Genomic DNA, 22,471 nt, shown 5'->3' with positions numbered 1-22,471 from the left:
CAGCCACGTCGATGAATGACGCGATCTATCTCAAGCAGGGGGAGCGGCTCGTCGAAATGACCGAGCAGCCGTACGAGTACGAGCGAGTGCTTCAAGAGCGACTTGCGACCCACCCGCGCTTGCTCGCAGGTGGGCAAATGTCTGAGGAAGGGATCGACCGGTGGGCATTGATCGGCCGCGAGAAGTCGGTCCCGGATAAGGAAGGTGGGAGTGAGCGCTGGTCAGCAGACCACCTCTTCGTCGATCAGAACGGTGTCCCTACCATCGTCGAGGTGAAACGGAGTGAGAACACAGAGATTCGACGGCGAGTCGTGGGACAGATGCTCGACTATGTGGCCCACGCGAGCATCTACTGGGATGCAGAGACGCTCAGCGAGCGATTCATCGAGACGTGTGACGAGCGTGGCTTAGACCCAGAAGAGATGCTTTCAGAGGTGGTTGGTGATGGTTCAGTAGACGATTTCTGGGATACAGTCGAGAAGAATCTTCGCTCGAAGAAGATACGCCTCGTCTTTGTCGCTGACGACGTTCCAAGTGAACTGAAGCGCGTCGTCGAGTTTCTGAACGAAGCGATGCAGGACGTCGAAGTGCTGGCCATCGAGGTCGTTCAGTATACGAGTGACGAAGAGTCAGTCTTCGTCCCTCGACTGCACGGCCAAACCGAGGAAGCGAAGGCTTCCACGTCGTCATCGACGACTCGAAGTGGGAGTGAATACGTCCAGACAGAGGCAGAGTTGTACGAGGACTTAGAGCAGAAAGTGGCGAACGGAGCGATCACTCGTGAGGTGGCTGATTCGTTCGAACATCTCTACGAGTTCTCGAAGGAACTCGGTGACGAGGTCAGCATCGGAGGAGCGAAGAACGCAAACTTCGGGCTTCGAGTCGCAGCTCACCAAGGGGATCACAGCGGTCGGCCAAGCGTATTCACAGCGAACGTCAGTGGCCATCTCAAAGTGTGGACGGCGAAGATGCCCCTCGACAATGATAACCCAGCAGCCTCACCAGTTCCCTGGGACCCGAAAGCGTACGACGACTACGAAGCCGCCTTCGGTTCATTGGATGGGGTCCCTGAGGGAGAACCAAAGGCCCCCTTTGAGGTGGTGACCCGTGGCGATAACCTCGAACAGTTCCAGCACATCGTCACAGAGTTCGTCGAACACTGTCGAGAGGCGGCTGACCGCCAGTAACCGCTTTCAGTAGGTTCGTCGATTTGAGACAGGCTACGTCTGGATTTGCCGTGTCGCAAGTGTTGGTGCCAGGCTGGCGAGTTCTTCACGGCAATCGAGTTCTTTAACCCAGTGTTCGGGAAGCGCATTTGCACCGAACCGAGCCCCAGCAACGGCACCGGCGACGGCACCGATAGTATCAGTGTCTCCACCCATGTTCACCGCAGTCACGATAGCCTTCTCAGCCGATGTCGCGGTCAGTCCGTGATAGAGCCCTGCCTGGAGTGTCGTCACCACGTAGCCCGTGTTCTCGAGGTTCCGAGGGTTGTGACCCTCAGATATCGTCATCAATGCATCGAAGAGTTCGTCCGGAATTGAATCCACTTCAGAGAGTGCCCGCCCCAGTGGGTCGCTCACGTCATTGAGCAATCCAGCAATCGTCGTGTTCAATACCGCACACCCAGCCGTACACCGCGGGTCAGCGTGCGTGATCTGTGAAGACTGTCGACTGACCCGTTCAAGCGTTTCCAGGACCTCACCAAACGCAATCGCGTGTGGCGCACACCGCATGACGCTCCCGTTGCCTGCGTTCCCACCCTCGTAGCTCTGCTCCCAAACTCGCTGACCCGCCTCATCCCAAGGGGTGTCTTGCTTGAGCAACCGGATCGACTGGGCAGTCATGCCGCCGATGTCGAACGGGCCGCTGTCGTACCATTCGATGAATCGCCGAGCGATGTCGTTGGGGTCAAACCGATCCTGTTCAACGAGACTCCGACGATGCACAGCGCCATCTCAGTGTCGTCGGTAATCGTTCCGGCTGGCTGCCCGTGCGTCCCGTAGCCCAACATCTCCGTGACGGTGCCGTGCTCACGCTCGATTGCTGCTGGCCACATAAACTCGATCGGCCGACCCAGAGCATCACCACACGCGAGACCCAACAATACTCCAGCGGCTCTGTCCTCGTTCATTGATGATATTGAACAGACACTGACGCATATTCTTACCTCAATATATTATCAGTCTCCGTTTCAATAGCGAGTAGTGGGCGCAAAAAGGTAGTAGCGATTCAATGACTATACTCCGAATAGATAGACGGTGAGATCACGAGTATCAAAGAGCACGACTTGCGCAGTGTGTGGCCACACAAAGAACACGACTTCACTGTCTAGCTGACGGAGGGACTGAAGCCACCGGGACTAATTTTGCAGTTATATTACGGCATCAGGCTTTGTTCGATATACTCCATTATCGAGATGTGAACCTCTATTCCCATGTTGGCGCTATTTCATGCGTAAGTGTTACCGAGCCACGACACAGGAGAGTTGCGCGTTAACTGCGCCGTCCGGATGTCGAAGCGTTGAATTGTGAGCCAGCGAACCGAGGGGTATGTCCGGCCAGGAAGGGATTCTGAAGCACCTACAGCGATAGGTGACCGATACTTTGAGTTCTTCTTGGCTGACCTGTGGGAAAGCCACGGGGGAACGACCAATATGACACCACGGGATAGAGACACAGCTCAATGCAGCTTCCAGTTGATGTCGGTGAAGATTCGAAACCGGACCTGTGCCGAGCTCAGTCAGTGGGTAGGGTGCTCTGCAGCGCTATGACTGGGACGCCGAGAGGAACGGTCACGGCATTGGACGGGCTTGCGGTTCAATTATACGTGTTCAATTGTAGGGTGGTATCGTGACGAATCGCGTCTCTGCCGTTGATCTCTTCTGTGGGGCAGGTGGCCTCACCTGCGGACTGGAGAGCGCAGGCATCTCCGTCGAGGCGGGTGTCGACTACGAGGAGGCGTGCGAGTACCCCTACGAGACGAACAACGACGCGGAATTTCACCAGTACGACCTGAAGGAGGTCGCACGAGAGTCCCCAGAGGTCATCGACGAACTGTTCGACGACGACGCAGAGTACAAGCTCTTAGCTGGTTGTCCGCCCTGCCAGCCCTTCTCTCCGCTCACGCACGGTGAGGATAGTTCCGATCACGAGAGCTACCCCCTGCTGGACGCGTTCAAGGACCTGGTTCGCCACATCGAACCCGACTACGTGGTGATGGAGAACGTCCACGAGGTGTACCACGCGGAAATCTACCAGTCGTTCGAACAGGACATGGTCGACTGGGGGTACCAACTCAACTTCCCGCAGAACCGTAGCGTCTACTGCCCAAAGTTCGACATCCCTCAGACGAGACGCCGCTGGGTTACCCTCGCTGCGCGTGAGGTGATTCCAGACTTGATTCCCTCGCATCGGTCCCCGCGGAAGCGAAAGCACTTGACGGTGGAGCGGACGATCGATCACCTTCCCGAAATTCAGGCGGGCCAGACCCATCCAGACGACCAGCTTCACACTGCTCGTGAGTTGTCCGAGACGAACCTCCGACGCATCAGAAAGTCGAAGCCGGGCGGAACGTGGCGCGATTGGCCAGATAGGTTGGTCTTGGACTGCCACAGGGAGGACACCGGAAAGTCGTACGACGCAGTGTACGGTCGAATGGAACCCGACGAGCCAGCTCCGACGATCACGACCCAGTTCTACAACCTCGGTAGCGGTCGGTTCGGCCACTACGACGAGAGCCAGTACCGCGCAATTTCGCTCCGTGAGGGTGCCCTCATCCAAACGTTCCCGGAGGATTACCGGTTCTTCGAGGATATCGACGACGTTGGTATTCGGAAGTCCGGAGTTCTCATCGGGAACGCCGTCCCACCGAAGCTCGGGGAAGCCATCGGGGAGAGGATCCTCTGCCTGATCGACGGCGCCGAACACCAGTCGATGTTGGCCGACTTCTAAGAGCGACCCTGAAAATAGTGTCGTGCCGTCCCAGCCGTGTTCGGAGTGGACTGCACTATCGTCGGAGCATCTACGTTTCGCCCCTCCGTACTAGAGGTATGGCCGCTCTCAGCGCCCAACGTCTCCTGTTTCTTACCATGAGCACCTGCATGGTGATCGTGGGTGTGCTGAGGTTGACTGGCAGAATCACCGACACCGAGCCCGTGGTAATCGACTGTTTCCTCACGGCAGTGATTCTCTCGTTCTCACTCGGACGCCAGTCGCGTGATTACCTCTGAATCGGTTCGAAGAGTTCGTGGGCCGACTCAGCAGTTGCCTCGGCACGAGGCGAAACGGACAGACATTAACGCACGAATGAATTTACTACCGAACGACTATGGGTGGGTTCCAGAACGGCTTGATCACCAACACCGACCAGTACCCGGCACAGCGGCTCTCGTCGGCTATCGAACGGTTCGTAAGTGAGTTCGGCGACCGGAACAGCCTCGGCAGGTTGGTCGACGTCGTCGACACGAGTACACAGTTGACGCGTGGAATCGTCGAACAACGGCCCGAGACGTTCACAGAGAAGCACCTGGTCGTGCCGGGACTCAAGGCTCTCGGGTACTCGATTCACCGAGAACGACCTGGCGAGTACACTGCTACCGGTCGGTCCGAACCAGACTTCTCGATCGAGACTCCTCACGCCCAGAATCCGTACATCGTCGAGGCGAAGCGAATCGGCAATCTTCCACAGTCCGTCCTCCCGGACGACGGCGAGGGTAGCGAACAGCTCCAAAGCTACCTCGAAGAGGGGTTCTCGGCGAAGTACCGAACGGACTTAGACCGCAGACACTTGGTGGGAATCGCAACCGACGGTATCTACTGGCTGGTCTTCAAGAAGGACCTGGAGACGGGGGCTATCGACCGAATCGGTGGGGCGTCGACCGAGAGCGCAGTTCTGGAGACGGTCAAAGCTCATCGGCACCCCGAAGAGGTCAGCGAACAGTGGCGTGTCGACGTACGACGACGACTCGAAGTGGAGTTCGTGCCCGAACTCTCTGCCGAGAACGTCGCCGCGGCGGTCGAAGAGATCGAATAGCAGTCCTACCGGGTCCCCACCCCTCGACTGTCTGTTGGGGGCTGCGAGTCTCAGTCGTCTGCGACGGCCTTCGGAGACACTCCACCCACCTCGGCGGCGTGTTCGACGATGCGGTCGCCGATGATCTCCGCCAGTTTCGGTGGGACGGCGTTCCCGATGAGTCGACCCATCTTCTTCGTGTGCATCTCTTCGCCCTCTCGGACGAACTGGTAGTCCTCCGGGAACGACTGTAGCATCGCCCCCTCGAGGAGCGAGAGCGCGCGTTTCTGCTCTTGATCGTAGTGGCCGAACCGACCACTCCCGTAGTTGTAGAACTGGGTCGTGATCGTCGGTGCTGGTTCGTCTGGTCGAACGCGGCTGTACGGGGCTTTGAACGAACTCCCGCTCTCCTTCTTGTGGCACTCCAGCAGGAGGTCCGGTCGCCCTTTTTTGTCCCAGATTCGCCAGTCGGCCCCCGGCTCCATCAGTTCGATACGCTCCAAGTTGGTGTCCGAGAGTGTTCGTGCTTGGTGTATCCGGCGTTCCGAGTGGACCTCTCCAGCCTCCAGCTCTGGGAGGTGGTCGATCGTCTCTCTGACCGTCGGATAGTCCTCTTCGTCGGGGAACGGTGGCTCACCGAGCGAGATCGGCCCCTCCTTCGAAGCGAGCAACACCCACCGTTTCCGTTTCTGTGGAATCCCGTACTCGGGACAGTAGACCCGCTTGTCGTTGTCGTCGTTGACGAAGTACCCCTCGTCCTCCAACTCCTCTTCGAAGGCCTGGTAGACGTCGTGGTTGCGCACTTCGTACACGTTCTCCATGACGACGACGTCCGGTCCGAGGTCGTCAACGAGGCGGCGGAACGAGTCCAAGAGTGCCCACTTCTCGTGGCTCGAACTCTCAGTCCCGTGATTCAGCGGCGAGAACGGCTGACACGGGGCGCACCCAGCGAGTACCTTCAGGTCGGGCCGGAAGTCGAACAGCGAACCCACACGCTCCGGGTTCCGTCTCGCCATCGGTTCGACGTCGCTCTGGACGAACCGGGCGTTCGTGTTGGTGTTGTACGGGTACTTGCAGTCGGGATCGACGTCGACACCTGCCGAGACTGGTATCCCTGCCCGTTCCAGCCCGTAGGTCAACCCACCTGCTCCGCAGAAGAGGTCCACAGCCGAGAGATTCATGTCGTGAGTCGACGGGGTGGAGACACAAATATCATTCATTAGTGGCAGAGCGCCGAGAACGGTCCGTCGATACCACTAGCGAACCCGACCGAACGAACTATCCTGACGCGAGACGAGCGTCGGTACATCACGGGATTACGATATGAGTAGCGTGAACGAAGAGGTCGTCGCGGGTGCCGGCGCCGAGTGGTTCTTCTTCCACGGTGGTCCCGGTGCACCTCGGTACGGGGGAGACCCGACGAAGCACGCGGTCGACCACGATACCGAGACGTTCGTGAGGGAGGTACTCCAGAATGCCAACGACCAGGGGATCGACGACGAAACCGTGGAGGTCACCTTCCGCTTCGTCGACCTGGAGGGTGACGCCCTCAAAGAATTCCTGAAGGCACTCGGGTGGGGCGAGGGGCTCCATCCACGGCTACAGTCGGTCGTCGAATCGGGCCGAGGTGACCAGTACGCAGAGTTGCTCGAACGCCTCGACGACCCGGAAGACGAGGAGCCGTCGCTACGACTCCTCGTGGTCGAGGACCGAAACACGACCGGGCTCACCGGTGGCTGGGGCGAGGACTCGAACTACGCCGCCCTCGTCCGGGACGAACTGTACAGCAACAAACGCGGAGAGAACGCCGGAGGATCGTACGGTGTGGGAAAGTCGGTCCTATGGACCTTCTCGGGAGCGTCTACTGTCGTGTTCAACTCGAACCCTATCGGTGACACCATCGAACACCCACAGACGACGCGGCTCATCGGGCGGGCGAAACTCCCGACACACACGTTCGGCGATGGAGACCAGGACTACCAGGGCGCAGGGTGGCTCTGTGTCCCCGAGGAGACCGAGACGGGGGTCCGTCCCTCCTCGGTACGTGGCCGAGAGGCGAGAGCGCTCGCCGAACGGCTTCACGTCGACCGCCCTCGCGTGAGCGGGACGAGTGTACTCATCGCTGGGTTCAGGGACCCGACACGAGACGCCGAACCCACGTTGGAGACGCTCTCAGACGAGTTCGTGGAGGCCGCTATCAAGTACTTCTGGCCGGCGATGTACCGGGGCGACTTGCGAGTGACCGTCGAGACTTCCTCTGGAACGACTCGAGCGGACCTGGGTGAGGCCGAGACGATCAGGCCGTTCGTAGAGTGTTACGCCGATCGCTACGCCGACAACGAGGAACTGGAGGCACCGGGAGACGTCGCCGGTTACGACTTCCCGATCGAGATTCCGAGACGGACCGACGGATCGCCGACGTCCGACGGTTCCGTCCGACTCGCCGCCCGTCTCACTGGGCCGACCGACGACGAGACGCTCGTCAACCACGTGGCGTTGTTCCGCGGGTCGGGGATGGTCGTCAAGTACCTCGACCAGCGCCGAGTCGCATTCGGGGACCGAAACTTCCACGCCGTCCTCGCAGCCGGTTCGGCTCGTGCTGAAGGAGCTCCAGACCTAGGTGACCGGGAAGTCGACCGGTTCCTCCGGTTCGCCGAACCGCCGACACACGACGAGTGGCACTCGACGGAGAACCTCCGCGAGCAGTACAAGTACGGGTTCAGGAGCGCTCTCGAACGGATGTTCGACGACGTACGTGAAGGACTCCGAAACCTCGTCTCCCGCCCCCTCCATGGTGGGACCGGTCGGATCGACCGTCTCGGGGACAAGTTCCCCGTCCACGGTGAGGGTCGTCGGATGCGCCTCGGGAACGGTTCGGAGGAAGCCTTCTCGCTGGACGCGAGCACTCGGTTCGACGACGGACGTTGGGTGGTCGACGGGACCGTCGAGCCTCTCGTCGAACACACCGGATGGCGCTCGGAAGTCTCGCTCGTCACTCTCGGTGAGGACGGGCGTGCAGACCGAAGAGTCGAACTCGAATCGCTGTCCACCGACAGCGACTCCGTCGACACGGAGTTCACCGACGAGAGCGCGGCACTCGTCGCGTCAGAGAGTACCGGCGTAGTGACGTTCGAAGGCCGCTCCGTGTCGCTCGGCATCGACGACGCCGACCTGGTCGGCGAGACGCGTCTGGAACTGGAGGCGACCATCGCCGTGGAGGACGAGTCGTGAGCGAGCGATCGCCGCAACGTATCAGCCGCTCCGCCCTCCCGTACCCCTACCGAGCCGACGGGTTGGTCTTCGACGTCCAGGCGGTGTTGCTCGACGGTGAGGAACGAGTGGACGTCAACGTCAGCCGCGCCAACCGTCGGTGGGCGTTCCCGACCGACGATTGGGAGCGATGCCGGATCGTCGGCACGGTCGAACTCCCGAGTAGTGTCGTCGACGCGGTGTACCCGGAGAGTGAACGAGACTCGCCCCCCGGCTCGCTGTACGTCACGATTCGATGCCGTGAGACGATCTACCGTGACAGGTGGATGGTACAGTCGGAGACGGTCGAACCGAAGACCTACGAGGTCGAACTCGAACTCCAGAGGGACGGTTTCCGCGGTGAGGTCGAACTAAAGCCGTACTTGACGCGCGGCGCTGCCGACCAGTCTACGGACGACGGTAGTTACGCGTCGTCTACACACGCACGCCTCGCAAGCGCCCGACCGTGGACGATGCTCGTAGACGGGGAGGCCGATGCCGATGGCGAGACCGGACTGGACGTACGAGTGGAGTCGTTCTCGACGTCGCCTCGGCTCCCCAAAGATGGGCTCTACTACCTCGACATGGGTGATCCGAGCGACCCACTCATCGTGGTGAACGGCGAACACAACCGTGTCGTCGGAGTCCTCCAGAGCGAGGGGTCAGTCGGAGCCGAAGCGAGGATGCGTGACGTCGTGTTCGACCAGATTCAGTACGGTGTGTGGTCGCAGCTGATACTCCACGCGGGTGTCGCCGTCGACAGTACCGGTCGACCACAGTACGACTGGCAGTCGACAGTGCTGCGAATCTTCGCCCGTGACCTCTACGGAATTGACGACATACACGCAGCGTCACGCAGGCTCAAGCGTGACCTCAAAGACCCAACGACGGTGCCGGAAGTGATGCAACGAATCGACAGAGTGCTACAGCGGTACCTGCGACAGCGAGAGCAGTTGATCAACCTCATGGAAGAAGGACTTCGCATCTGATGTCAAGTGGAGACGTAGACACCGACGACGGACGGCTGGCAGACAACACGGGGACACCGCTGCGAACTCTGACTAGTGAGGGACGACGATTGGTTGACCCGGCGTTCCTCCGCGGTGAGCGGACGTACGCCGACGAGGTCGGTCAGTACGTTGACGAACACACATCTGATGTCCATGTCGAACTACAAGGACTCCGAGCGGATCTTCAGGCGGTCGTGGACTCGTACGACCAATACGACTCAACTATTGACGCCGCTGCTGCTCCTGCGGTACACCGTCGACTGGACATCTCCCGTCGCATCGCCGCTGACCCTGGTGTGTGGCACTACCTCGCCGTCGTCGAATTCCCAGAGTTCGTGCGCTACCGCTGGGAGTTCAACACGGAGACGGCGATGCGCGAGAAGTTCCTCGGTGCCGGGACGGATATCTACTCCAACGCGCTACACCGGTTGTGGTGGATCGCAGAACTCACGCACGATGGTGACGACTATTCGCTGACCGAAGAAGTCCTCCAGAAGCAGACGCTCGCTAACAAGATTTTCGATCGTTGGTTCGCTCGATACCGTCCTGCTGCCGTCGCTTGCTGCGCCAAGTTGGTTGATGAGTCGACAGAAGTCGCCGAAGAGGTGACCCTCAGATTGAACCGTGTTTTCTCAACCCGACAGCTGGAAGGGATGGATGAGGCTGAACTGGGGAGATTGATTCAGGATCTCGTTACGGACATACAGAACCAGGGCACCACTGACTGAAATCACTGATCCTCTGCCAATCCGACCGCGTATTCACAGTAGCCCGACGCGAAACACACCGGGCAGTCGGGACTTCGTTTGTGACAAACGAGTGCTCCGAAGTCTAGCAGTGCGAGATTGTACGTTCGTGCCTCTTCGCCCGTCGCAGGTAGCATCTCTTCAGCGAACGCTTCTCGTGCACTATCGCTTTGAGGGAAAGCGTCCCCGAACACCCTCTCGTAGACGCGAACGACGTTCCTGTCGACAATCGGTATCCGGCGTTTCAGTGCGAAACAGAGCGTCGCGTTGGCGACGTACGGCCCTACTCTAGGAAGGGATCGTAATCGCTCTGGCTCTGTTGGCAGTTCGTCGTGGTTGGTAGCAATTCGTTTTAGGGCCTCGGCACGCATGTTGTGGAAGCCGAGTGGCTCAATCGCAGCCACCAGCTCGTCTTCGTGGGATTCGTCGATAGTTGCCAGTGAGTCGAATTCGTCCAGAAACTCTGGATACACGTCAGCGACGTTGTCGGCGGGTGTTTGAGTGAGGAAGAACTCTGCTACGAAAACTTCGTAGAGAGATGCGTCCGGGGCTCGCCACGGGTACTCTCTGATCTCCCCCTTCGCCCACGTCATGAGGTCTTCTCGAAAACGAATCGCGGTCTCACTCACTCGGTCATATTCGTCAGCCCCGCACTAATACTTGGACGCTAGCGCACCGGATTGGAGCCTGTCCGAGGTCGAATCGGAGCTCCCCGAGATTGTCAATGGAGCGCTGTCACAACGTACGTGAGAACACTCAGAATTCCGGACCGGGAATGCTGATCTCAGTGTATCGCCGGTGCATACTCTCCCAACTCCGAAATTGAGCTCTGTAGGAGCGCGTACTCGGAGGCCAACTGTGGCGCTCCACGACGAGCTTCGTCCCACGTGGGGGTGTCGCCCATCGTGTGGACGATCGGATTGTAGTGGGCGACCGCATTACGAAGCTTGCGTAAGTCGTCGATCGAACTGTCCGAGTACTCCAAGCCGAGCTCCGATCGAACTCCGCTCTCCTCAACGATTTCGATGAGGTCACTCAACTGCGCTGTAGTCAGTTCGTCACTGACTAAGTCGGTCGTGGGGGTTGTTCCGACACGTACGTCGCCCCGCTCCCGCCAATCGCTCACGTTCTCTCTGACGAAGTTCCTCAGACCGATTTCGAACTCGGAGAAGCAGTCGTACAGGTGGAGGTACACTGGAAGCCGATTGAGGTCAAATCGAGTTACCACTCCCTCAACCCCGGTGACGTTCTCGACGAAGAGAAATCGCTCCCGGCCCAGACGTTCGACAACGTCCGAGATGTGTGCGTCTCCCGGTATCGTCACACGACCTGTGAGGCGCTTTTGACACTCACTGACTGGTTGGTCGCTTCCAAGACGAAGCGACTCACGGGAGACGTACCCGCTCACACCGGAACTCCCTTCCTCACTACGAACGAGCCCTGCGTCGTAGTCGTCTTGCATCAGGTCAATGTACGCAGCGGTCGAAGACTCATCCGGACCGTAACTCACAGGATCTTCGGTCATCGTCGCACGAGCGGTGAAAGGTTGGTCCTCCTCAATTCGAACGTTGAGCAGCGCCTCGTGTTGAGCAGGTTCGTATTTGAACGGGGGATCAGATAGGGGTCCGAATCTGTTGTCAAGTACTGTCACCACGCTCTCAGACCCGGATGGTACGTGCTGAGTGACGTCTACGACGTCCTGTACACGCTTAGATAGTGACTCTCTTAGTCGACTCGCTGTTGGGTCGTCCTTGTACTTCTCGTCCGTGAGGAACACCGCTCGACCACGGTTAGATAGGTGGCGAAGTGATTGCTCTATGAATAGGAAGTCAGACCTCGGGCCGACGGGGTCGTCGTCGGTAGTCACCAATGCGGAATTAGTAGCGTATGCCCGCCGTTGTTCGCGTGAGAGTGTTGTCCACGACACTTTCGGTGGATCACAGAGTACGTAGTCGAACTTCCGACCGAAGTTCAAACCCTCCCCCAAGAAATCGACTTCGTGGGTTTCTACGTCTGGATAACGGTCCGGAAGACTATCGCTTACGTCGGTGTCTACTACGACACTCTTTGGGGTGTATCCGAACGTCGTCCCTTCACAGTAATCATGTACCGCCCTGACGAGTTCGCCATCTCCACAACCGGGGTACAGAACCCTGTCAAGTCGGGTTGCGTCCCTGTTAGCAAAGAGGTGGCTTACCATCACGTCGGCGAGTCCTCGTGACGAATCGTTCTCAGCCATCTGATGAGTCTTGAGTAATGAGGCATCTGATCGTACTTAGCGATTGTCAGTCCATGACGGGTTGACTCAGTGACCCGCGTGCTCACGTGGGAGAACCCAACGGGACGAAACTCTGCTACGGTGAATCTATAGGAGTAATTTTATTTGAGAACACCACTTCGGGCACTGCAAAGTGTTGACAGCTCAGGGTGGGTGGCTGATGGGGGGATTCTGTTGAGCGAAGGCTTCAACGAGAGTGGCGGGCTACTTGGTGAGTTACAGTCCGAAGAGAGACAGTACGACGCCCTATGTCAACTCGAATCGGCGAGTGTCGACTCCGACGATGTCTGTCGGTTTTCGAGAGAGCTAGTGAACATCGCCAGCGGGAGCAACGCGTTGACTAGACTGAAGGCGAAGAACCTACTGACCGAGTGGGCGCAAGAATGCCCACGAGCGGTGGGTGCAGGTGTGGTAGATACCCCGCGAACGCTCCTTCGCTCGCTGGACGAAGAAGGTCCCGAGGTGAGGGCGCCACTAGCCCACGCTCTCGGTTCGACAGGCGACCTGGAGGCGCTGGAGGCCCTTGACGACCGGTACGAGACGGAAGTCGACTCTGTCAAGGTGGCCATTGAGCGTGGATTCGAAGCCGGTGTTGAATCGATCTTGACGGAGCTCAGTTCGGGAGAGACCGCAGACGACTCTGACGTGGCGGAGGCACTCCTCTTTCTTGCAAGGTACCAGCCGGCGTTCTTGGTACAACGTGAGCGGGATATGTTCGACCTACTGGAGGGACCGAACGGCGAACTGGTCGGTGACGCGTTCGTGCGGATACTCCGAACCTCAGCGCGAGACGACTTGTCGATATCTACCCTCACTGAAGCGGTCGACATTGACGAAGGAGCCACGGAGGAACGAACGTCGGCTGCTGTCAACGCCTTCGATACGCTACTTCGTACGGGGGTAGAGGGTGACACCGTGAGACAAGCCGCTACACGATACTTGGAGTGGCTTGAGAGTGACGACGAGTCCACTCGCCGCAGAGGTCTAAAGTTCTCCGGAGCCGCCGCGGTACATCGTCCGACCCTCCTCAGCGACTCTATCGACGAAATTGCCGAATTAGCGGTGGACGGAGCGCTCACCAAGCAGGCACAGGAGGTGGTGAGAGTCTACGCCTCGTCCACTTCGACGAGCACCGAAGAGTACCTCCAATCGCTACTGAGGGCTACCGGCGGGGAGCCGGCCCTCCTCTGGTTGTCCGAGACGCTGGACGTTCTCAAGTACAGGTCACAGAACGAGTGGCTGGCTCTCACTACAGGTACACTCGGTCAGTCTCTCTTGACTGGACTACGACGGGCAGCGGTTGAGGGTCGAACTGTCCCTGTGTTCTGGCCGTCTTTCCGGCCCCGAACGACTGTGGCGTGCGCCGTTTCGGTGCTGTTTGAGGGAGTAGCTGATGGCACCGACACCGCTCTCTACACCAAAGGTACTTCGACACAGTGGGGCGGGAAGGGGGACGTACGAGAGGAGTATGAAAGGTACGGAGTCGAAGTCCCCGAGCCACTTCGAAACGGTTCCGAGCAGAAGGTGATACCACTCGACGAGATTCTTCCTCACAGCTACGTCTCCCAGGGGGAGCAGAAGTGCATGGGGGGTCCACCAGGTCCGTCGACGCTCGTCCTGGTCTCCAGCGCTGACGAGCTGAACCCTATCGAAGGTGCAGGGCCGACCCTCTTCAATTTCCACTCACGAGTTACGGAGGAAGACGAGGACGTCGTTGACGATATCACCAGTGCGTCGGACGAGCTCGTCTGCCCGATGTACAGCCTCTACACGAAGCACCAGTACGACGGCAACCGTGTGCCACAGTACTGTCCGCCCGACGTTCCGAGCGCGGGAGTTCTCCCCGATACACGGACTGTCCGTGACGTAATCGACGAGTCGTCCGAAGAGTCGGAGCAGCGCAGCGAGTTCCCGCTCGAAGGAGATCGAGACTTGTCGTCTCTCGGGACTGGTCGTGAGGTGCGTATCGAGGCCGTTGACGCCGGACCGATCGAGGAGCACCTCAACGAGGGCTACGAAGCAGCGACTGATCTCTTGGACTTCGGGGCCGAACACGCCGGCTGGCGCTCGTTTTCGTACCTACAGCGGTTCGAGAGGCTCCCCGTGCTGGCGGATGAGTACGACCGGTGGGTTCTGGACAAACGTCGCAAGAGCAAACGAGGCCAGCGGTCGTGGACGATGGACGAGTTCGTAACCGAGTTTGACGAGTTCAAACGAGGTGTCGACATGTTGGCTCGTGCTGGTACCTCCGACGTTCACGAACAATTGGAGTACCTCCTCCGGGCACTCGAACAGCGCAACACGCTCTACGAGGCGGTCTGTGAGCGCGTCTCTGACGCCGAGAAAGAGAGGAGGTCTATCGCGGTGTACACACCCACACCTGCTTGGCGAAGAGTTCTTGAGGAGCGGCTCGTGTCCGACAGAGAAGTCCGTGAAGACGCGTTCAGACCAGGGCGAATTCAAATCGTCGACCGCGACTCTGTCAGGTTTATCTCCGACTGTGACGAACTCCTCGTCGTCGGTCCTCAGCGGAGTCAACAAGCAGGGTTCTTACTCCACCCAGCGCCCGACGAGGTCACCGTCTTGACCTACAGCGGTCGGTGGCGAGGGATGATCGACCGACGGCTCAGACGGTTCGTAGACAAAGTCAATCGAGCGTTCCAAGCCACAGAGTCGCAGCCGATCCCGTATCCAGACGTCAACGTCTACGGTGTCGGTTCAGAAGACGACTCCGGGTCTTTCGAGCCAGCTGACTCGGAGCCAGAGCAAGCGAGAGCAACGCAGGAGAGCTTCGCAGCGAGCCTCGACGAACTGAGGATGGACACTGAGTACGCACACGACGAAGATCGCTACGACGACTACGAACAGCAGTCGTTCCGTATCGATACGTCGGAAGGCGTCCTGTACCGCGACTCTGGCTCTACCCTATTGGTAGAAGAGAAGGTGGCTCACAGCCGTGGTGTCGACACCACCTACAAGTGGGTGTCTCCGTCGGAGCTGGCCACTGGATCCACCATCTTGGTCATCGATGACGGCCTCTGGTACCAGCTTTGGGACGAATGGCTCGACGACCAGTACGACGACTTCGAAGGGGGAAAGGTAACCGACCAACTCCGTGTCTGGTACGATACCCTACGAGACATCGTGCGCGAAGTTGAGCGGGACTTCGAAGCTGAGGAGATCGACCATGAAGACTCTTTAGAGTACATCGTCTGGGCCGTCAAGGATGCAGGTGTCGAGCGTGGCGAGAACCGTATTCGGCACTGGTTCGAGTCCGTTCTCGCCGCCGACGATGCGTTGGACTTAGCCCGTGACCCCAGCCTGACGATGGGGCCGAGAGACGTTCGAGACATCCAACTCGTCGGGTCGGCGTTCGACAGACCTGAACTGACTGGGGAACGAGGTGCTCTCGTCGACAAGGGACTCAGACAGATTCGAGGGGCACACATCAGCCAGGGACGGGAAATCCGAAGCAGTGTGGCGAAAGATCTCGCGCGAGGAGGCCCCGAAGCCGAGCGATTGCTTTCTCAGAGTTCACGGCACGAGGTCAAGAGCATCGAAGACGTGACCGACCTTGACGACTGACTGAACGTACTCTCTGAGGTGTAATTTCCACCAGAGAACAAGACTTAACCACTGACCGTTCGCCGACGTGGTATGGAACCTCGGTTCGAGACCATCCCACCACGTGGGGCGCCCGAGTACACTCGTCCACCAGACGGCGCCTACGAGATCGAATCCGACCCAGAGTACCGACGGCACCAAGCTGTGGACCACGTCATCTCCGAGCGACTCATCAACCACATCACCGGGCGCGGTCCTCGACAAGCGACGTTGTACGGGAACACCCCCAGTCGTCGGTGTTTCGCAGGAGTACTCGCCGACCAGTATCGATATCGAGAGGCGCAAGAAGAGGACGACAGTTTCCAGAACTTCGCCAAAGACGTTTCCCCGTTCTCTATCGGGCTGAAATTCCAGGTGGATCCGGACGACATCAGTGGGATCGATATCGAAGTAACACCTCAGGCCAAACTGTTCTACCAGCGACTCCCGACGTACAACGAACAAGAGAGGTTCGGTGAAGTCGGATCAGGTCGATACGACGACGCGGCCATGACGCCGGAAGAGCGGGAAGCCATGGCCGACGGTGGAACGAGCTCGTTAGAAGACCAGACCATGCTCTCGGTCTACGAACGTCTTGACCCCGACTTCGAAACGGTATCTATCTCTGGGACGGATCTCAGAGACGCTGCTAGGCTGCGACAGGTTGAGGAGTACTCACTGACCGCAACGTTCGACGAGGCGCGAAACGAGTACGCTCGGGCAGATAGAGTACTGTGTGAACCTGCGTCGGGGGTCAACGAGTGGGACGCCGAAGAAGTCCCAGGTGAGGCCCTGACAGACGAAGAGGCGTTCGAAGAACACCTCGCAGACAACTTCAGCGACCAGCCGAAGCCCGCCCTCTGGCGTGCGAAAGTCCGTGTGGTGGCACGGCAACGAGACGACGGCAACATCTCGGTTTCGATCAGCCTCGTGAACACGCACGGAGAGTCCATCGAAACCGACACTAAACCCGACAACGACTGGCAAGCACACCTCTACGACGCAGGTCTATCGGTGACGGCGGAGTCCCCGGTGTTCCGTTCGTTCCCTTCCGAAGAGATCAGAGACCACTACCAGTACGACGGGAACATCTACGGGATCGGTGAGAACTGTTCGGTGGAGCGTATCGGAAGCGACCCCGTCACTGGACTCCGAACGAACTCGGTCCCGATTTACCAACAGCCCAAGTACCACTCTAGGGAGACCAACTCCCGAGGCACGATCGAAGCACCGTTCAAGGAACTCGCTCACGGAGACATTGACTCGGTACTTGAGAACATCCAAGACGAGATGGAGATTGCCCTCAAACAGTACCGAGACGTCCGAGGGGATATCCTAGCAGGCGACAAAACGGACGAAGCAGCCGAGAAGTTCGAAGAAACCCTCGAAGAGTTCGCCGGAGAACGTGACCGGTTCCAGCAGGGTCGTGAACTCATTCAGTCCGACGAGCGTGTCCAAGCGGCTTTCAGAGCACTCAACGAGACGTTCGACTCGCTCGGTGACAAGTACGAAAAGTGGCGACTCTTCCAGATAGTCTTCATCGTCATGTCCATCCCAGACATCGTTGAACAAGCCGACCCAGAGCGCGATATCGATACGTCGCTTGACGTGGCCGACGTGATCTACTTCCCGACGGGTGGTGGAAAGACCGAGGCGTATCTCGGGCTGGTCGTCATGACCGCGTTCCACGACCGGCTGCGGGGCAAGAACCACGGGATGACGGCACTTACCAAGTTCCCCCTTCGACTCCTCTCACTCCAGCAACTCCAACGCATCACGGACGTGTTGTGTCGAGCCGAAGTCGTTCGTCGTAACCACGACGAGATGGGTGGTGACGGGTTCAGTGTCGGGTACTTCGTCGGACAGCAGAACACTCCGAACAAGACCTACGACAAGAGCTATTCTGGCTCGGACACCAACAACGTTGAGCTGGCGAAGGAGGACTCGGATCTACAAGACGAGTGGCTGACGGTTCCAGACTGTCCGTTCTGCGAGGAGGACGGTACGGTAGAGTTGACGGGCGATCTGGACAGAATGCGTATCGTCCACGAGTGCACCAACTCCGACTGCCCAGAAGTACAGGAACAAGGTGGAGAGACCGCCGAGCTGCCGATCTACATCACCGACGAAGAGGTGTACCGATACACACCGACGTTCGTCGTCAGTACGATCGACAAGATCGCTATCGTGGGGTGGCAACGTCGGATGCGGTCGCTCTTCGGTCAGGTGAAGAACTACTGCCCGAAGCACGGCTATACGGGCGAGTCCGAGTGCCTCGTTGCAGACGGCAACAGCTACGGCTCACAGTTCCAATGCGACAATCAGAACTTGGAGTCTGTCGAGACGACCGACCCCCCATCGATCCTCATTCAGGACGAACTCCACTTGCTCCGTGAGGAGTTCGGGGCCTTCGACTCTCACTACGAGACGTTCATTCAAGAACTGATCAACCGGTACACGGACGGGCGGTGGAACATGAAGGTCGTCGCGGCGACGGCGACGATCAAGGGTGCGCAGAATCAGGTGAACGCGCTGTACTGGCGCGACTCCAACACCTTCCCGACTGCTGGCCCTCGGCTTCATCAGTCGTTCTACGCCTACGAGGACCCACACGAACTCGGGCGACGAATGATCGGTGCGATTCCTCGGACGATCTCGAGAACGTTAGCGATAAACTCGATCATCAGAGAGCGAGCGATGATCGTACAGGAACTCCAGGCTGACCTCTCGGAACTCGAAGATGCGATCCACGAACTCAACGAATCCGTCGTCGGTGGGCCCCTCGACTTCCCCGAGTCTGAACCAGACCGCCACGAACTCCTCAAGAAGCTGCTCAAGCAGTACGAAGTACAGGTCTCGTACAATATTGCGAAGACTAGGAGTGACATGCTCCAACGAACCGTCCAACAGATGATCAATGAGCAGCTGGAGGCCTTCGGTGACCCCTATCACACATTGCGGTCCGTGGCTCTGACGGGGGAGACGGACATGGACGTCGTCAGAGACTCGCTCTCTCGTCTCGAAGCCGACGACCCGGTACGACCCATCGACATCGTGATCGCTACGAGCATGATCTCACACGGTGTCGACGTCAACAAGCTGAACTTCATCTCGTTCTTCGGGATGCCGAGGAACACTGCCGAGTACATTCAAGCGTACTCCCGCGTCGGTCGGAAGCATTCCGGTTCAGTATTCGTGTTGTTCGACGCGATGCGCGCTCGTGACCGATCTCACTACACCCGGTTCGAGCACTACCACCGCTACCAAGACCTGCTCGTCGAGGCGACTCCGTTGGAGCGCTGGGCGCAGTTCGCCATCGACCGGACGATGCCTGGGGTAATCGTCGGCCTGTTCCTACAGTACTACGACTTCGTACTCGAAGGACAAACCGAGAAGAGGCTGTACATGTTCGACGGTTTCAACGAAGCCTTTGAGGCAGACCTCATCACTAGACGAGACGCTCTCGACTTCGTTCTGCGGGCGTACTCGGTGACGGAGGAACAGGAGACCGAGTGGGCGGATATTCACGGTATGAACCTCTACCGAGACCGAATCGAAGACCAGTTCGACAAAGTCTGGGATCGACTCTTGGACGATCCGCTCTCGAAGGACGGCCGAGGTGAGTTCATCGCCAACGTAGTAGAAGGCGATAGCGACGACGAGCACGGACCGATGAACAGTCTCAGGGATATCGACCGTCAGGTCGACATCGTCCCGAACAGGTACTCCACGTACGTAGTAGAGTCGTTGAAGCAGGGTGACCACTGATGCAAGAGAGTAACGCAGAGATGCGGCGCGGCATGGCACAAGTACTCGGGTCTTTCACGCCTGGAGCAATCTTCAGCTACGGGCAGGAAGGGTTCTCAATGCAGGTTGACGACTGGAAGACGGAGCGAATGGACTCCGTAGACGGACGACGGGTGGCGAACCGAATCGCCGGAGCTATCTCAGAGTTCAAAAACAGCGACACCCCTCCCTGGAACGATCTCGACAACACTGTCATAGAGATGTATCGTCCAACCGAAGTTCAGGGTGACTTCTTCCCTCAGACGATGGTTTGCCGCGACTGTAAGGGTGTCTTCCGTCCGAAGAGTCTCAAGCACCTCGGTAGCACCAACGGGTTTTGTCAGCAAACGGGTTGTGACGGGCGGCTCAAGCAGATCCAGTTCGTTCTCGTTCACGACTGTGGCGCCGTGACGAACATCGAGCCAAGCCCGTGCAACAAGTCGGGACACAGCTGGGACGACGTCTACTTGAAACGTGGTGACCCCGACGACATGACTACGTTCTCGTTCAGATGTCGAAAGTGCCGTCAAGCCACGAAAGGCCTACAGGGGCAGTGCAGCCGGTGTGGAGACTGGGTGAAGAGTGCCAGGCCGCTTCAGAGCGGCTCTGTCTACTATCCACACCGGGAAGTGATGGTAGACATCCCTCCGGTAGGTGTAGACGGTCGAGACCTGAGGTACGACGAGGACTGGGCCAGAATTCTCATGCACGCTCACCTCGGAAGGCTTGACCTCTCTCTAGAGGGCGTCACACTCGAAGAAGTTGCCACTCGCGCAGGTATCGACGAAGACCAGTTGGCCTCAATCGAGGAGGAGCTGAAGGACGTCCCTCCCGAAACTGCTGAGAAGATCATCGGCGCCCTCGGTGACGCCGCTTCGAACGTACCTGGTCGGGTCGAGATCGTGAAACAGAACGAGCAATATGTTAACCTCCCAGACGACTCCCGACGCTACGCTAGAATCGCTCACGAGTTGTTCACCTTCATGAGAGCGACCGACGGCTACGAAGGTGACCCTGCCGAGGTTCGAAGCATCGATCGTCACCCCGTACCACGGTCTCTCGGCGAGTTCGTCGACGACAAAGAATTCGTTAGACGGTACCGACAAGCGGGCCTCTACCGTGATCTGCTGGACGATTTGAAGGTAACCAACGCATGGGTAGTAGACAGCTTTCCACTGCTTTCGGTCGTCTACGGATACAGCCGTGACGAACCCGACGCTCGTCGAGTTGAACTCCGAGAGTTCGACTCGGTTGGCTCAAGTGACTCGCTAACCGTCTTCGGTGATCGCTCACCGTCCGAAGCAATCGTATTAGAGGTCGACCGAGCCGCCATCGTTGAGTGGTTACTTGAGGCAGGTGAACTGAGCGGGGCCGATGCACCCGACTTGGACGACGAGGTCGAACTCAAGCGGTGGTTCTTGGAGAACGTAGACCCGACAGAAGTCGAGAATCCATTCACAGATATCGAAGATGAGACGACAGAACAGGTGTACCGGTTGCTCCACACGGCGAGCCACGCATTGATGGGAACGGCGAGCGAGCAGTGTGGGCTGGATTCTGACAGCATCTCCGAACTGATCCTCCCTACCGTTCCAGCTATCGTGCTGTACGCCGAGAGCATGGAACACTTCGCGCTGGGGGGGATGTTCACTCTGTTCAAGACCAGATTGCACAACTGGGTCGATCGCGCCAAGGAGCACGCAGGACAGTGCATCTACGACCCCGCCTGTATGGACAGCGAGGGTGGTGCTGCGTGCCACGCTTGCATGCACGTTAGTGAGTTCACTTGCGAATTCTTCAACAACACACTGGATCGGAGGGTACTCACGGGTGACGGCGAACACGTTCCGGCGTTCTGGGATATCGCAGAAGATGGGATCTGACCACGCCAAGGACGGTGCCTCAGCGTGTGAAGACTTCTCGATCGCGGAAGTGCTTCGAGACACTGACCGCGTCGCGTCGTTCTGGGAGTGGTTCGCCGATCAGAGCGTAGACGTCTGGGTAGGGAAGGGGACCGAGTTATTCGAGAGTCTCGACGACGTGCAAGTGGACTCAACGGAGCAAGAAGCCTTCCTCATCGGGCTGTTGTTGAACGATGCGGCAACGAGGACGACCTCTGGCAGCTCGCTCCGACACTCCGAGTACCAGATACGGGTGGAACAGGCGACCGACGTTCTGTACCAACAGTTGGTCGCCACACGCGTACTGGAGCAGCGGGCGAGAACAGATGGCGAGGACGAAACCGTCGTGGAAATATTGGCAACTGTGCCTGCTAAATTCGACACCTCCCGTCTGTCTGGGCCACGTATCGGTCCCCTCGCTCCCAGGCTACGAAGTATGCTTCTTGAGGCGAAGCAGTCCGTCAGGATTGCCAATCCGTACTTCGATGCTGGCCAACGAATCCTCAGAGACGTAGTCGCGCTCCCACGGAAGGGGGTTGAGACGAGGCTCCTCACCAGAGAGACTGACCACGCAGAACACCGCACGGTGCTGAACGAGATGTATCACAGCCTGAGCACCGACCAGCGTTACCTGTTCAATGTCAGAGAGCTGTACGAGTTGGACGACGCGGGGTATCAGACAACTGCGACCCACGCAAAAATCGTCGTCGTAGACGACACCGTAGCCTACGTAGGAAGTGCGAATTTCACAGCTACCAGTCTCACATCGAACTTCGAACTCGGTGTGAAACTCCGGGGACCTCCTGTGAAAGACGTGGCAGCGGTCTTCGACGAGGTGTACCGATGTTCGAGACGGGTCAAGATGCCGATCGGGTGAGTTCTTCT

At 58.6% G+C, this 22,471-nt stretch carries 14 protein-coding genes and 1 pseudogene; 11 read left to right on the top strand and 4 right to left on the bottom strand.

Annotated elements, in window-relative coordinates; genetic code table 11:
- The first annotated feature begins 11 nt into the window (after positions 1-11).
- On the top strand, positions 12-1,187 hold the full coding sequence (locus tag M1L36_RS09240; RefSeq protein ID WP_250873422.1) for a PDDEXK family nuclease: 1,176 nt from the start codon (positions 12-14) through the stop codon (positions 1,185-1,187).
- Between the two features lie 33 nt (positions 1,188-1,220).
- Here M1L36_RS09240 and M1L36_RS09235 read toward each other — a convergent pair.
- Positions 1,221-2,134 (bottom strand): annotated as a pseudogene (locus M1L36_RS09235) (ADP-ribosylglycohydrolase family protein).
- A 718-nt stretch (positions 2,135-2,852) separates the two neighbouring features.
- Here M1L36_RS09235 and M1L36_RS09230 point away from each other — a divergent pair.
- The 3 genes from M1L36_RS09230 (at position 2,853) to M1L36_RS09220 (ending at position 5,034) form a co-directional block, all read left to right on the top strand.
- Positions 2,853-3,953: a DNA cytosine methyltransferase gene (locus M1L36_RS09230; protein ID WP_250873421.1), complete on the top strand. Its 1,101-nt coding sequence runs from the start codon at positions 2,853-2,855 to the stop codon at positions 3,951-3,953.
- A gap of 98 nt (positions 3,954-4,051) precedes the next feature.
- Positions 4,052-4,231, top strand: coding sequence for a hypothetical protein (locus tag M1L36_RS09225; protein WP_250873420.1), 180 nt, complete (start codon positions 4,052-4,054; stop codon positions 4,229-4,231).
- Between the two features lie 98 nt (positions 4,232-4,329).
- Entirely contained in the window at positions 4,330-5,034 is a 705-nt protein-coding gene (locus M1L36_RS09220) for a hypothetical protein (protein WP_250873419.1), read from the top strand.
- Between the two features lie 50 nt (positions 5,035-5,084).
- Here M1L36_RS09220 and M1L36_RS09215 read toward each other — a convergent pair whose 3' ends face one another.
- A complete protein-coding gene (locus M1L36_RS09215) occupies positions 5,085-6,194 on the bottom strand; it encodes a DNA cytosine methyltransferase (RefSeq protein ID WP_250873418.1) in 1,110 nt (369 codons plus the stop codon).
- 142 nt (positions 6,195-6,336) lie between these two features.
- Between M1L36_RS09215 and M1L36_RS09210 the strand changes: the two genes are divergently transcribed.
- From M1L36_RS09210 to M1L36_RS09200, 3 genes are all read left to right on the top strand, one after another.
- A complete protein-coding gene (locus M1L36_RS09210) occupies positions 6,337-8,244 on the top strand; it encodes a hypothetical protein (RefSeq protein WP_250873417.1) in 1,908 nt (635 codons plus the stop codon).
- A gap of 62 nt (positions 8,245-8,306) precedes the next feature.
- Entirely contained in the window at positions 8,307-9,251 is a 945-nt protein-coding gene (locus M1L36_RS09205) for a hypothetical protein (protein ID WP_250873416.1), read from the top strand.
- Entirely contained in the window at positions 9,251-10,000 is a 750-nt protein-coding gene (locus M1L36_RS09200; protein WP_250873415.1) for a DUF6339 family protein, read from the top strand. The genes M1L36_RS09205 and M1L36_RS09200 overlap by 1 nt, the downstream gene beginning before the upstream one ends.
- A 2-nt stretch (positions 10,001-10,002) precedes the next feature.
- Here M1L36_RS09200 and M1L36_RS09195 read toward each other — a convergent pair whose 3' ends face one another.
- Together M1L36_RS09195 and M1L36_RS09190 are read right to left on the bottom strand one after the other, a co-directional pair.
- The gene (locus M1L36_RS09195; RefSeq protein WP_250873414.1) at positions 10,003-10,647 is read right to left on the bottom strand and encodes an HhH-GPD family protein; all 645 of its coding nucleotides are present in this window, start codon (positions 10,645-10,647) and stop codon (positions 10,003-10,005) included.
- A gap of 155 nt (positions 10,648-10,802) precedes the next feature.
- Positions 10,803-12,257, bottom strand: a complete 1,455-nt coding sequence (locus tag M1L36_RS09190; protein WP_250873413.1) for a hypothetical protein — start codon at positions 12,255-12,257, stop codon at positions 10,803-10,805.
- A gap of 213 nt (positions 12,258-12,470) precedes the next feature.
- On the opposite strand from M1L36_RS09190, the gene M1L36_RS09185 reads away from it, so the two are divergent.
- From M1L36_RS09185 to M1L36_RS09170, 4 genes are all read left to right on the top strand, one after another.
- The gene (locus tag M1L36_RS09185) at positions 12,471-15,881 is read left to right on the top strand and encodes a DISARM anti-phage system protein DrmE domain-containing protein (protein WP_250873412.1); all 3,411 of its coding nucleotides are present in this window, start codon (positions 12,471-12,473) and stop codon (positions 15,879-15,881) included.
- A gap of 72 nt (positions 15,882-15,953) precedes the next feature.
- The gene (locus tag M1L36_RS09180) at positions 15,954-19,667 is read left to right on the top strand and encodes a helicase-related protein (protein ID WP_250873411.1); all 3,714 of its coding nucleotides are present in this window, start codon (positions 15,954-15,956) and stop codon (positions 19,665-19,667) included.
- The gene (locus M1L36_RS09175) at positions 19,667-21,568 is read left to right on the top strand and encodes a DUF8724 domain-containing protein (protein ID WP_250873410.1); all 1,902 of its coding nucleotides are present in this window, start codon (positions 19,667-19,669) and stop codon (positions 21,566-21,568) included. Before M1L36_RS09180 ends, M1L36_RS09175 begins: the two co-directional genes overlap by 1 nt.
- Positions 21,558-22,463, top strand: coding sequence for a phospholipase D-like domain-containing protein (locus tag M1L36_RS09170; RefSeq protein WP_250873409.1), 906 nt, complete (start codon positions 21,558-21,560; stop codon positions 22,461-22,463). Before M1L36_RS09175 ends, M1L36_RS09170 begins: the two co-directional genes overlap by 11 nt.
- Positions 22,464-22,471 lie beyond the last annotated feature (8 nt).

It is taken from the genome of Halomarina rubra, from assembly GCF_023699475.1.
In the GTDB taxonomy this organism is placed as follows: Archaea; Halobacteriota; Halobacteria; order Halobacteriales; family Haloarculaceae; genus Halomarina; species Halomarina rubra.
The sequence above is the reverse complement of the archived record's forward strand: the minus strand, read 5'-3'. Positions and strand labels throughout refer to the sequence as shown.